This window comes from Rhizobium sp. BK181, from assembly GCF_014193305.1.
Lineage (GTDB): Bacteria > Pseudomonadota > Alphaproteobacteria > Rhizobiales > Rhizobiaceae > Rhizobium.
This window is the reverse complement of the sequence record NZ_JACHZA010000009.1, coordinates 77,820-90,910: the sequence shown is the minus strand read 5'-3', so window position 1 is coordinate 90,910 and position 13,091 is coordinate 77,820. Positions and strand designations below refer to the sequence as shown.

Annotated in this window: 9 protein-coding genes and 2 pseudogenes; 6 read left to right on the top strand and 5 right to left on the bottom strand. The window is 58.7% G+C overall.

Features of this window, described 5'->3' with window-relative positions:
- Positions 1–57 precede the first annotated feature (57 nt).
- Positions 58–1,350 (bottom strand): urea ABC transporter substrate-binding protein, encoded by a 1,293-nt coding sequence (gene urtA / locus FHT77_RS19945; RefSeq protein ID WP_183756645.1) that lies wholly within the window; start codon positions 1,348–1,350, stop codon positions 58–60.
- Between the two features lie 216 nt (positions 1,351–1,566).
- Between urtA and FHT77_RS19940 the strand changes: the two genes are divergently transcribed.
- The 4 genes from FHT77_RS19940 to FHT77_RS32285 all read left to right on the top strand — a co-directional run bounded on the left by FHT77_RS19940 (position 1,567) and on the right by FHT77_RS32285 (position 7,440).
- Entirely contained in the window at positions 1,567–4,956 is a 3,390-nt protein-coding gene (locus FHT77_RS19940) for an ATP-binding protein (protein WP_183756644.1), read from the top strand.
- Positions 4,949–5,860, top strand: a complete 912-nt coding sequence (locus tag FHT77_RS19935) for a response regulator transcription factor (protein WP_183756643.1) — start codon at positions 4,949–4,951, stop codon at positions 5,858–5,860. The genes FHT77_RS19940 and FHT77_RS19935 overlap by 8 nt, the downstream gene beginning before the upstream one ends.
- Before the next feature lie 632 nt (positions 5,861–6,492).
- Entirely contained in the window at positions 6,493–6,981 is a 489-nt protein-coding gene (locus tag FHT77_RS19930; protein WP_183756642.1) for an HD domain-containing protein, read from the top strand.
- Between the two features lie 33 nt (positions 6,982–7,014).
- Positions 7,015–7,440, top strand: a complete 426-nt coding sequence (locus tag FHT77_RS32285; RefSeq protein WP_348649635.1) for a toxin-antitoxin system HicB family antitoxin — start codon at positions 7,015–7,017, stop codon at positions 7,438–7,440.
- Here the strand turns inward: FHT77_RS32285 and FHT77_RS19920 are convergent.
- Positions 7,377–8,696 carry an LLM class flavin-dependent oxidoreductase gene (locus tag FHT77_RS19920; RefSeq protein ID WP_183756641.1) on the bottom strand — a complete coding sequence of 440 codons (1,320 nt, stop codon included), beginning with the start codon at positions 8,694–8,696 and terminating at the stop codon, positions 7,377–7,379. The two genes, FHT77_RS32285 and FHT77_RS19920, sit on opposite strands and share 64 nt — an antisense overlap.
- 401 nt (positions 8,697–9,097) lie before the next feature.
- On the opposite strand from FHT77_RS19920, the pseudogene FHT77_RS19915 reads away from it, so the two are divergent.
- Positions 9,098–9,366: pseudogene (locus FHT77_RS19915) on the top strand (NADH-quinone oxidoreductase subunit H); the annotation flags it as partial.
- Positions 9,367–9,505: 139 nt separating this feature from the next.
- Here FHT77_RS19915 and FHT77_RS31430 read toward each other — a convergent pair.
- Positions 9,506–9,712: pseudogene (locus tag FHT77_RS31430) on the bottom strand (IS110 family transposase); the annotation flags it as partial.
- Positions 9,713–10,145: 433 nt separating this feature from the next.
- On the opposite strand from FHT77_RS31430, the gene FHT77_RS19910 reads away from it, so the two are divergent.
- A complete protein-coding gene (locus tag FHT77_RS19910) occupies positions 10,146–10,913 on the top strand; it encodes an SDR family NAD(P)-dependent oxidoreductase (RefSeq protein WP_183756640.1) in 768 nt (255 codons plus the stop codon).
- Positions 10,914–11,334: 421 nt separating this feature from the next.
- On the opposite strand, the gene FHT77_RS19905 is transcribed toward FHT77_RS19910, so the two are convergent.
- Complete coding sequence (locus FHT77_RS19905) at positions 11,335–12,078, bottom strand: amino acid ABC transporter ATP-binding protein (protein ID WP_183756639.1); 744 nt, start codon at positions 12,076–12,078, stop codon at positions 11,335–11,337.
- Positions 12,075–13,049 (bottom strand): amino acid ABC transporter permease, encoded by a 975-nt coding sequence (locus FHT77_RS19900; RefSeq protein ID WP_183756638.1) that lies wholly within the window; start codon positions 13,047–13,049, stop codon positions 12,075–12,077. Before FHT77_RS19900 ends, FHT77_RS19905 begins: the two co-directional genes overlap by 4 nt.
- Positions 13,050–13,091: the final 42 nt, after the last annotated feature.

The window sequence follows — 13,091 nt, the reverse complement described above, 5'->3', positions numbered from 1 at the left end:
GGACAGGAGCCGCCGGGCGGAAGTCTTCAGGCGTCAGAGTGACGGGGTGGAACGCACTCAGGAGCCCTTGCCGCCGCACTTGCCCGAGGCAACGTTGAAGTTGCCGCAGTTCATGGGCTTGCGCCAATCGGAGATCAGGTCCTTGGAATCGGGCAGGTAGTCGGACCATTCGTCGCCAACGACCGCCGGGGTCTGCTGAACGATTTCGAACTGGCCGTTCGCCTGGATTTCACCGATCAGAACCGGCTTAGTGATGTGGTGGTTCGGCATGACGGTCGCATAGCCGCCCGACAGGTTCGGAACTGTCGTGCCAATGATCGTGTCGAGAACCTTGTCCGTGTCAGTCGTGCCGGCAGCCTGAACAGCCTTGACCCAGGCGTTGAAGCCGATATAGGCGGCTTCCATCGGGTCGTTCGTCACGCGCTTGTCGTTCTTGGTGAACTCGTGCCACTGCTTGATGAACTTCTTGTTCACAGGGCTTTCCACCGACTCGAAGTAGTTCCAGGCCGCGAGATGGCCAACGAGCGGCTTGGTGTCGAGACCGGCAAGCTCTTCTTCGCCGACCGAGAAGGCAACGACCGGAATATCTGTCGCCTTGATGCCCTGGTTGCCGAGCTCCTTGTAGAACGGAACGTTCGCGTCACCGTTGATGGTCGAGACCACGGCGGTCTTCTTGCCAGCCGAGCCGAACTCCTTGATCTTCTTCACTTCCGTCTGCCAGTCCGAGAAGCCGAACGGCGTGTAGTTGATGATGATGTCTTCCTTTGGAATGCCCTTGGATTCGAGATAGGCTTCCAGGATCTTGTTCGTCGTGCGCGGATAGACGTAGTCGGTGCCTTCGAGCACGAAACGCTTAACGCCTTCCTTTTCCATCAGATAGTCGACCGCCGGGATTGCCTGCTGGTTCGGCGCTGCACCCGTGTAGAAGATGTTGCGCGAGGACTCCTCGCCTTCGTACTGGACCGGGTAGAAGAGGATCGAGTTGAGCTCTTCGAAGACAGGCAGAACCGACTTGCGCGACGACGAGGTCCAGCAGCCGAAGACGGCCGCGACCTTGTCCTTCTCGATCAGCTCGCGCGCCTTTTCGGCAAACAGCGGCCAATCGGACGCCGGATCGACGACGACGGCTTCGAGCTTCTTGCCGAGAAGGCCACCCTTCTTGTTCTGCTCGTCGATGAGCATCAGCATGGCGTCTTTCAGTGTCGTTTCGGAGATCGCCATCGTGCCGGAGAGCGAGTGCAGGACGCCGACCTTGATGGTGTCGTCGGCGGCAACGGCTCCGTGGAAAGCGGCGGTGGCCGACATGACGGCGCCGAGTGCGGCGCCCGTGATATAGGACTTGAGATTCATCTGGTTGATCCCCTCTTCTTGTTCGACAACAGGCCGAAAGCGGCAGTTAACTGTTGCTTAGCGGACTATCCGGTGCTGCGGTGCGAAAGCGTATACGCAATATGACGTAGGAGACGGGGCGAAATGTGCAGTTTTGTGCTGCGCCGCACCTTAAGCCTCGTGTCATTCCGTGTTACGAACGCATGACAAGGGGAACAAAGGGGCTGGCACCAAGGCATGGCAGCGCGGCAACGCATCATTCCGGTCAGGCGCGAATACAATCGCTGGGTGGCAAACCAGACGCTGGAAGACTATGCGCTGCGCTTTACGGCAAAGAGCGCCCGGCAATTCTCGTCGCAACGCATCTCGCAAACGGCGATCGGCGCCATTTCATTTCTCGCGCTCGAAGCGATCGGCGGCGCGATCACTCTCTCTTATGGCACGACCAACGCCTTCTTCGCCATTGTCGTCGCCAGCCTTGCCATGCTTCTGATTGGCCTGCCAATCAGTCGCTATGCGATCCGGCACGGCGTCGACATCGATCTTCTGACGCGCGGTGCGAGCTTCGGCTACATCGGCTCGACGGTCACGTCGCTGATCTATGCCAGTTTCACCTTCATGCTGTTTGCGATCGAAGCCTCAATCATGTCCGGCGCGCTGGAGCTGACGCTCGGCATCCCGCTATGGATCGGGTACATCATCAGCGCCGTCATGGTCATTCCGCTGGTTACCCACGGCGTCCGGCTGATCAGCCGGTTTCAGTTGCTGACGCAGCCTTTCTGGATCGTCCTCAACGTCCTGCCCTTCCTCTTCATCGCCGCGATGGATTTTGAGAAATTCGACCTCTGGCGGGCCTTTGCCGGAATCCGCCATGCGTCCGGACCGCCGGGCACGATGGCACCTTTCGATCTCGTGGAGTTCGGCGCCGCCTCTGCCGTCATCCTGGCGCTGATGTCGCAGATTGGCGAACAGGCCGACTTCCTGCGCTTCTTGCCGCCGGAGAAGCAGCGGAACTGGCGACACCGCCTTGCCGTGTTTCTGGCGGGCCCCGGCTGGGTCATCATCGGGGCGCCCAAGCTGCTGGCCGGCTCCTTTCTCGTCGTCCTTACCTTCGCGTCCGGCGTGCCGGTCGATCGTGCCGCCGATCCGGCCCAGATGTATCTGACGGCCTTCGGCTACATGATCCCGTGGCACAACGCTGCGCTTCTGCTGATGGCTGCCTTCGTGGTCGTCTCGCAGTTGAAGATCAACGTGATGAACGCCTATGCTGGCTCACTTGCCTGGTCGAACTTCTTCTCCCGCCTCACCCACAGCCATCCCGGCCGCGTCATCTGGCTCGTCTTCAATGTGGCAATCGCGCTTCTGCTGATGGAGCTCGGCATCTACAAGCTGCTTGAGGAAACGCTCGGCATCTTCTCGATCATCGCCATGGCCTGGCTGTGCACGATCTCGGCCGATCTCTTCATCAACAAGCCGCTTGGCCTCGCCCCTCCGGGCATCGAATTCAAGCGCGCCCATCTCTACGACATCAATCCGGTTGGCCTGGGCGCCATGACGCTGTCGGCAGGCATAGCACTTGTCGCCCATTTCGGCGTCTTCGGCCCCGTCGCTGCCTCGCTTGCACCCTACATCACGCTGCTGGTTGCACTGATTGCCTCGCCGGTGATCGCGTGGGCCACGAAGGGCAAGTTCTACCTCGCTCGCAAGCCGCGTCACAGCTGGAAGAACCTCACCAACATCACCTGCTCTGTGTGCGAGCACCCCTTCGAACCGGAGGACATGGCCTGGTGCCCGGCCTATGCGGCACCGATCTGCTCGCTCTGCTGTTCACTCGACAGCCGCTGCCATGACATGTGCAAGCCGAAGGGCCGTTTCAACGCCCAGGTCGGCACGGTCGCGAAGGCGGTTTTGCCTGGAACGGTCGTCGAGAAGCTGACCACTCGCCTCGGCCGCTACGGGATAGCCGTGGTGCTGGCCCTGACGGCCGTCGGCGCAATCCTTGCGATGATTGCCCATCAGGTCTCTGCAGCCTCACCGGAAACCGCCGAGGTGGTCAACCGAACCATCCTGATTGTCTTCTTCGTCTTCGCCGTCATCGCCGGCGTCGTCTGCTGGTTTTATGTGCTGGCGCATGACAGCCGTGTCGTTGCCGAAGAGGAATCCTCGCGCCAGAATACCCTGCTGCTGAAGGAAATCGCCGCCCACAAGAAGACCGACGCCGCGCTCCAGACCGCCAAGGAGACCGCGGAAGCCGCCAACCGGGCGAAGAGCCGTTACGTCGTCGGTCTCAGCCACGAATTGCGCACGCCGCTGAATGCCGTGCTTGGCTACGCGCAGATCCTCGAGCGCGACGACACCATTCCCGCGCCACGACAGTCGTCGATCAAGGTGATCCGCCGCAGCGCCGAGCATTTGTCCGGCCTGATCGACGGTCTCCTTGATATTTCCAAGATCGAAGCCGGACGGCTGCAGGTCTATTCCAACGAGATCAATATTCACGATTTCCTGGACCAGATTGTCGACATGTTCCGTCCGCAGGCCGAGGTGAAGGGGCTGACCTTCCATCACGACCGCTCCCCCGTCCTGCCACACTTCGTTCGCACTGATGAAAAACGCCTGCGCCAGATCCTCGTGAACCTGCTCTCCAACGCGATCAAGTTCACTGACGAAGGCAGTGTCAGATTCGATGTCGGCTACCGCAGCCAGGTTGCAACCTTCACCGTTACCGATACCGGTCGTGGCATTGCCGAGAAGGATTTGGGCCGTATCTACGAGCCGTTCCAGCGTGGCGAGGCCGATAGCATCAGGCCGATGCCGGGCCTCGGTCTCGGGCTGACGATCACACAACTCTTGACCAACACGCTCGGCGGCGAGATTTCGGTGATGAGCGAGAAGGATCACGGAACGGTCTTCCGCGTTCGCCTCATGCTTTCCGCCGTGCTTCGCGAAATGACGGTGCCGCCACAGGAAAAGAAGATCGTAAGCTACGACGGTCCCCGGCGCACGATCGTGGTCGTGGATGACAACGAGGACCATCGCGAGATGATGCGCGAGGTGCTTGTCCCACTGGATTTCGTCGTGCTGACCGCGGCAAGCGGGGCCGACTGCCTGACGTTGATCGAGGGCATTCAGCCCGATCTGTTCCTCGTCGATATCTCGATGCCGGGCATGAATGGATGGCAGCTCGTTTCGCGGTTGCGAGCGAACGGCCAGATCGCGCCAATCGTGATGCTGTCGGCCAACATCGGCGACGCGGCCGCTCACCGCGACAGCGACGACAGCCACAGCGATGCCATCGGCAAACCGGTGGACATCAAGCAACTGCGTGACAAGCTTGCGGTGCATCTGGGCCTGAAATGGATTTATGCGGAGTCGGCTTCTCCCTCGGCACCTGCCGGGCGCGACCGACCGTTGATCAGTCCGGGTCTTGCCCACGTCCAGGAATTGTTGCGGCTCGCCGAAATCGGCTACATCAGAGGAATCGAGGCAAAGCTCGCCGACCTTGCCAAGGTGGAGGCAAATCAGCCATTTACGGAGGAACTCCGTTCCTTTGCGGCATCATTCGATTTGAATGGCCTCATGAATTTCCTGCACCGGTTTGACGAGAAGGTAGATACCCTTGGCTGAGCTCCCGCGCGATATTGTTCTCTTGGTGGATGACTCGCCTGATGCCCTGGGATTTTTGGCCGACGCTCTGGAGCAATCCGGTTTTTCCGTTCTGATCGCGACATCGGGCTCGGCTGCGCTGAGCATCGTGGAACGCATTACGCCGGACCTCATTCTGCTCGATGCAGTCATGCCATCCATGGACGGCTTCGAGACCTGCAAAAAACTCAAATCCAACCCGGCGATCAGCCAGATACCGGTGATCTTCATGACTGGTCTGACGGAAACCGAACATGTGGTTCGTGCCTTGGAATCCGGCGGCGTCGACTACCTGACCAAGCCGATCAATATAGACGAACTGCGTGCGCGGATCGGCGTGCACCTGCGCAATGCCCGTTCGACGCAAAGCGCACGTGTCGCGCTGGACGCCGCCGGCCGGCATTTGCTTGCGGTCAAGGGCAACGGCGACATTCACTGGTCGACACCACAGGCAACACGTCTCGTCAACGCGGCGATGGATCGAGACGATGCCATGGACACGGTTGTCGGCAAGATTGCCGATTGGATGAAGACAGGCCCAGCTTCCGGCCGCGACGGCGCGTTTTCCCTTTCGCATGCGGGCAAGGACGTGCTTCAGCTTGCCTTCCTGGGCGCGATCGGAGCGGATGAATATCTGTTTCGGCTCACCGCAAACAATGCGCGCGCCGATGACGAGGTGCTGCGCCGGCATTTCTCGCTAACGCAGAGAGAATCCGAAGTGTTACTTTGGATTGCAAAGGGCAAGGCCAACCGCGATATCGGCGAGATCCTGGGCCTCTCGGCACGCACCGTCAACAAACATCTCGAGCAGATCTATGTGAAGCTAGGTGTCGAAAACCGTGCCTCGGCAGCCGTCAAGGCAGCCCACGTCCTGCACGAGACATGACGGATCAGAGGGAGGGAGCCGGTGGACTGAACCATGCTCAGGGACAGACCCTGCGCCCGTTCAGGGGGCGGCACCGATACCGGCTTCCTGGCCACGAGATTGGTGATGCGAGCCATCGGCGCCAGGCGCAATAGGACTTAGGTCGTGCGGGAGGCTGTCGCAGGAACTCTCGGTTTCCTCGGCAGTTATTGCACGGTGGAGAACCCGCTCCAGTGTCGACAGAGGAGACGCTCTTGCGAAACGGCCTGGCTTTATCCCTGCTCGTCGGGTTCCCGGTTTGCGCCCTCGCGCAGTCGCCGGATCTGGAGGCTACCTGTCAGTTGGTCGCCAGGGGTTTCTTCATGACGGACAAACGTCCGGTCGGGACAATTCGGTCCTTTCCGGAACTGAAGCCACCCGGAGTGAGGATGACCTGTTGCGCGCGGGAAGGCGTGGCTGCGCCCGACATGACCGATACCTTGTGCGAATTCGGCAAGACTAACAAGCCGCACCATCTTGTCGGGTTTTGTGTGTCAAGCACATGCTATTCTCCGAACGAGGCCGATGGTGATCGAAATGGCCATTTTGACGAGGCCCGAATTCTTCTCGACCTGTCGGAAAAACAATAACGGTGCCCGTGGAGGGATACGATCATGGCTGCCCACCAGCGCGAATGGATCAATGAACACGACGATCGGCCTGCCTCGGATCTCCTGCGTGCAGTCAAGATCGCCTTCAAGGCCCATATGGGACAGACCGACAAGACCGGCGAGCCGTATTTCCTGCATTGCAAGCGGGTGGCTGACGCGGTGAGCGGTGGTGAGCGTGTCGTCGCCTACCTGCATGACGTCGTCGAAAAGGCACCCGAGTGGACGCTGGATCGTTTGCGGGACGAGGATTTCACGCCTGCGGTCATCGAGGCCGTCGACGCACTGACCAGACGATCCGAGGAAAGCGATGAAGAGTTCGTCACGCGTGCCCTGGCAAATGAGTTGGCCCGGCCCGTCAGGATCGCCGATCTGAAGGACAATCTCGCCCAAGCCAAGGAGAGCGGGATGGACCCCTCCAAGTATCAGGAAGGCCTCAGACTGGCCGCGCAGATCTGCTGCGAGCCAACCAGACCCGCCAAGGATCCCCCTTAACGCCGTTCTCGATGTAAACCGAAGCCCGCCGGTCTGGCGAGCGCTACGAACCGACGAAGCGCGGTTCAATTTTGTACGCGATGGGAGCTTAGGAAGGCTTTTCAAGAGGCGGTCTATCTCAAGACTTGGAAGAACATCGAGAAAGCGCCTCAAAAGCCGTTTTCTGGCGAGATGATGCGACGCGTTGCTCCCGAACTCCACCGTCGAGCAGCTCTTGCTGCCGAGCGGGAAGAGTCATGCCCAAGGGGCCGAGGAGATCCTGCAAGAAGCCCGCCGCGCATGATACCCCTTAAAAGCTTGCCTCGTCGCACGCCGCGGCCTTCGGCAGCGCTCCGGCGTCGGCAATTGGCTGTAAGCCCCATTCTCCTTCCTGCAACCTTGAATTCCCGCCGTGATCAGCAAAAGAACCTGTTCCCTGGTCGGGGAAGACCGAGATGTTCACGCAGCGTCGACCCCTGATAGTCATGGCGGAATAGGCCCCGGCGTTGCAGTTCGGGAACAAGCTGTTGCGTCACGTCATCGAGGCCTTGCGGGAGAAACGGAAAGACGACCGTGAACCCGTCTGCGGCCTGTTGTGTAAGCCAGGCCTCCATCTCATCTGCAATTGTTTGCGGCGTCCCCACGAAAGCAAGCCCGGCATAGCCGCCGTAACGCTGGGCAAGCTGGCGAACCGTCAATTTCTCTTCCTCCGCCAGACGAATTGCCTGCGCGCGTCCGGTCTTGCTGGCATTGGTCTCCGGTATCGTCGGCAGGGGCCGGTCTGGATCGAAGCCCGAGGCATCGTGTCCAAGTGCGATGGACAGTGAAGCGATGGCACTGTCGTAGTGGACGAGGCTGTCGAGCATGTCGCGCTTGGCCCTCGCCTCCTCGACCGTGTCACCGATCACGATAAATGCCGCGGGCAAGATCTTCAGGTGCTCAGGGTTGCGACCGAACGCCGGCATTCGTCCTTTGATGTCGGCATAGAGCAACTTGGCAGCAGCAAGGTCACGAGGGGAACAAAAGACGAGCTCAGCAGTCTCGGCGGCGAGCTGGCGACCAGGTTCCGATTGGCCAGCTTGGACGATGACCGGCCAGCCCTGGACGGGTCGGGCAATATTGAGCGGGCCACGCACATTCAGCTCGGCTCCCTTGTGATCGAGCACATGCATTTTCCCCACGTCGAAGAAGATGCCGCTCTCCTGGTCGCGTATGAAGGCATCATCGGCAAAGCTGTCCCACAGACCTGTTACGACGTCGTAGAATTCACGCGCCCGTGCATAGCGTTCGCCATGCTCGACATGCTCGTCCAGACCAAAATTTCGTGCCGCGTCGGGGTTGGAGGTGGTCACGATGTTCCACGCGGCGCGCCCGTTGCTGATGTGATCAAGCGAGGCGAAACGCCTCGCCACATGATAGGGCTCATCGAAGGTGGTCGACGCGGTGGCCGCGAGGCCGATCTTTTCGGTGACCGAGGCAAGAGCTGAAAGCAGCGTAAACGGCTCGAACGATGTGACGGTGTGACTGCGCACAAGCGCATCGACAGGCATATTCAAGACAGCCAGATGGTCGGCCATGAAAAAGGCGTCGAACTTTGCGGCTTCAAGTTTCTGGATGAACGACTTGATGTGGGCGAAATTGAAATTCGCGTCCGGATAGGATCCGGGATAGCGCCACGCGCCGGTGTGCAGGCTGACCGGGCGCATGAAAGCTGTAAGATGGAGAGATTCTGCCATGACGCGAAGCCTCTGATATCGATCGGTGTAGAGGTAACCCATTCATCTCTACCAGGCTAAGGCACATCATTGCGCCAATGACAGCGTGCGTGAAAAATCTGTTTGAAACAGACGCTGCAGGTTCATCATCTCCCGATTTCCACTCCATTTTTCGGCCAGGTCGCCTCCCCTCGCCTCGAGGGGCAACGACCTGGCCATCCTCACTTCGACAACAAACTGCCGGCAGCAGTCACGACGTAGGCGATATCGAAAAGTAATGAGGCATGGATCAGTCTTTGCGGCGACACAAGCGCAGTCGCATTGTGTGGTCTGCTTCGCCGTTGTATTCTCGAAGAACTCAGTGCATAGCCGGAGCCAAAGTCTGGTCACGTGTTTCAGCCATGAATATGTCGCTGCGGATCATGCAACTCATTGTCGCCCTCGGTATGATCGCCTTCACGGTCGCGTTGCTGATTGCGATGCTGCTGTTGCTGCCCTTGCGTCTGACCTGGCTAAAACGAAAGATCGCCGGTCACATGCAGCAACGAATGGGGCCCATGCGCGTGGGATGGCATGGGCTGCTACAACCGATGGCGGACGGCATCAAACTCCTGACGAAAGAGGACATCCGGTGGGAGCCGACCGATTCTTCTTCAAAATAGCCCCCATCCTCGCGCTTGCTCCTCCCTTCGCCGCGGACCCTTTATGAGAGAGCGCCGACCACTATTACCGCCTTCATGTCTGTCGGTCCGAAGGCCGCGGGCTTCGCAGTGATCCCGCGCGTCTTCCTCAACCCCCTGGTCGCAGCCTCGAGTTATTGCCCGTAGGGATCGAATATTCTCTTGGGGCTGAGCAAAACGATGCAGCAATGCCGCCACATCGCCGCCAGCCACCGAGTGCTTCGACATCCCGCCGTTTCCCGGCGACAACGATGTGATCAACCACGTTGAGCGAGAGAGTTCCAATAATACGAATATTGCGGCAAGATCAGTGCGGAGAGCGGCCGGCGCATGCGGTTGGGAAGTGACAGTTTCCATAACGGCGACGGCGTCTCCTATGAGGAGTGCGTTATCGCAGCCTCACTTTGCCAGAGCGACGACCGCTATTCACTCCCCATGGGATTTTAGCTTAGCTTAGCTCCTTGGGAAACAATGAGGGGTTCGAAAATACCGATGCTTTTGCGGTCATCACGCACTGCTTGGCCACCTTTTGCCCTAGTTCTATGGCCATACTCGATAACGCTATTTCTCCATATATAAAGGCAGTTGAGGGAAAATTGGCGGGGTGTTGTGGCCGGTTTTTTTGGCCGCTTTCGTCGCCGGAGTGAAAACTCGAGATTCGCACGGCCTTTGCTTCCTATCTATATTACAAAACAGCCAACGGACAGCTTCTCCAGCAATCGCCGAAAACTGGACTTGGGCCGCTCCTCGCCTATGTGCAGTGCGGGATCTAACAAATGGGAGTTGCCAAGTGAGCCGTATCCTCATCACCGGATCGACCGATGGCCTGGGATTGGCCGCAGCACGAGAACTCATCACAAATGGGCACGAAGTGGTGCTTCACGCCCGTTCTTCAGAGCGGACGAAGGCAATCGGCCAACTCGCCGCGAAGTCTCTTGGTGTCGTGGTGGGCGACCTTTCAAACGGCGCCGAAACAAGATCAATGGCCGATCAACTCAACACAATTGGCCGAATGGACGCTGTCATTCACAATGCTGGAATTTACTCCGAGCCTGCGCGCGGTGACACTCCCGAAGGGCATCCCAAAGTCCTGGCTGTGAATACGCTTGTGCCCTACATTTTGACGGCGCTGATCGAGCGGCCGAAACGGCTCGTCTACCTCAGCAGCGGGATGCATCAGAGCGGCGGAAGAGAAATCGAGGATATCGACTGGAGACGCCGACCCTGGAACACCGGTCGCGCGTATTCAGAAAGCAAGCTCCATGTTGCAGCGCTTGCTGCCGCTGTCGCACGTTACTGGCCCGAAGTGTTGAGCAACGCCGTCGATCCCGGGTGGGTCCCGACAAAAATGGGGGGTGCCGGCGCTCCCGACAATCTGAGGGAGGGCTATCAGACACAAGTGTGGCTGGCGACAAGCGACGATGAGAAAGCCAGGAGCAGCGGAGGCTATTGGTACCATCGCGAACAGCGGAAGCCCGCAGACGAAGTCACGGATCCAGATTATCAGGACGAGTTGATCAGGAAGCTTGAGACTCTGACCGACGTCAAGCTGTTCTAAATGGCCGGAGAGCCGACGCGACGTTGGCTGACGATACAAAGAAGATAAAAGCAGGGGTCTTCGTCCGCGACTGCCCTTCCGCCGTTGAAGGGAATGGACGAACTCACCCGAGCATAACTCTCGTCGGAACACATGTTCGCCATTTGAGTTACCTCAGCATGGAGGATTGACTCATGAGGAATGCGAAAGAGCATTCGGCCAGCGACGGGACCATCAGCGCGCATCGTCCTGGTTGTCGTATTTCGGCCGTCCGGATATTGATGTGGAAGCGCATGGTAATGGCGAATGTTCGCAACGGCTCTTCTACGTCCGAAGTACTCCGTCCACCTATCAGACGAACTCCATTGGCCGAGATGTAAATCTGGCGGCGCGTGGATTAAAACCAATTCATAGGCGGAAAATTCCTGCTCGGGCGCCCCATTCAGTGCTTAAGGATCTGGCGCAGGAACAGCTTTAACCGCTCATGCCGCGGATTTGTGAAGAAGTCGTCCGGATTTCCCTCTTCGACGATCTGGCCAGAATTCATGAAGATAACCCGGTCAGCGACAGCACGGGCAAATCCCATCTCATGAGTGACGCAGACCATGGTCATGCCGTCCCTGGCGAGACTGGTCATGGTATCCAGCACCTCCGACACCATCTCCGGATCAAGCGCCGAGGTCGGCTCGTCGAACAGCATGACGGCCGGCTGCATGCAAAGTGAACGGGCGATCGCCACTCGCTGCTGCTGACCGCCAGACAGCTGGATCGGGAACTTGTTTGCCTGCTCGGGAATACGGACCCGTTCCAGAAACTCGATCGCCGTCTTGCGTGCCTTTGCCTCGGATTCGCCCTTGAGCCACATTGGCCCGACCATGCAGTTCATGAGCACAGTCATATGCGGGAATAGATTGAAGTGCTGGAACACCATGCCGACATTTTTGCGCACATCTCCAACATTGCGCATCCTGTCGTGCAGTGTGATGCCATTGACGGTAATTTCGCCCTGTTGATGCGCTTCGAGGCGGTTGAAGCAACGGATCAAGGTCGATTTTCCCGATCCCGACGGACCGCAGACAACGATGCGTTCGCCCTTGCTGACCGTCAGATTGATATCCGTCAGCACCTGGAAACTGCCGTACCATTTTGACACGTTCCTTGCTTCAATGATGTTGTTGCCATTCATCGGATTTTGCTCCTGGCATAGTGGCGCTCGATGCGGGATTGGATGAGTTCCAGGCAGATCGACATGATCCAGTAAAGCATGGCGGCGGAGATCAGCATCTCCATGTGCTGGAAGGTCTTCTGGCCGAGCGTGCGGGCAAGGAACATCAGCTCCCAGACGCCGATGACCGAGACGAGCGAACTGTCCTTCAGCATCGAGATGAACTGGTTGCCTGTCGGCGGGATGATGACAGGAAGAGCCTGCGGCAGGATAATCTTGCGCATCGTGATGCCGAAACCGAAGCCGATCGAGCGTGACGCTTCCCATTGACCGCGATCAATGCTCTGGATCCCGGAGCGGAAAATCTCGGTCATGTAGGCGCCGTAGCAGAGCGATAGCGCGAGAATGCCGGCCGGAACCGCATCGATTACGAAGCCGAGCTGCGGCAGGCCGAGATAGATCAGATAGACCTGCATCAGAAGCGGCAGACCGCGAAAGAAGGAGGTGTAAAAGCTCGCGATTGCATAGGCAAAACCGTTGGTGGAAAGCTTGGCGACGGCGCCCAGTATCGCAATGGCCGAAGCAATGACGATCGATACAGCCGAGACATAGACCGTTGTCACCAACCCCTGTGTAATCAGGAACGGCAGCTTCTCCTCAATGAAGGGCAGGCTGAGATGAAAGGTTTCGAAGAAGGCCAAGAACAACAACAGCAGCTCGAACCAGACGATGGCGATCTGCACCCTGAGAGGTGCAAAGCCGATCAGCACCACGTTCAATGCAAACATCACCGCGACGACGAAGGCAATCGCAAACCGGCCATAGAGACCACTTGTCACCGGATCACCGATGACGGGTCGCATCAATTCCCCCATCGTCGTGCCGCTGAGGTTGAACATCAGGAAGACCGCAAGCACCAACGCAAACAAGGTCGCAACGAACCATGGTTTGTGGACGATTATCTCGGACTCAACTGTATCGGGATAAAGCATTTCCTGTCCCTTCGGCGGAAAAGACGGCCCGGCTTCCCGGAC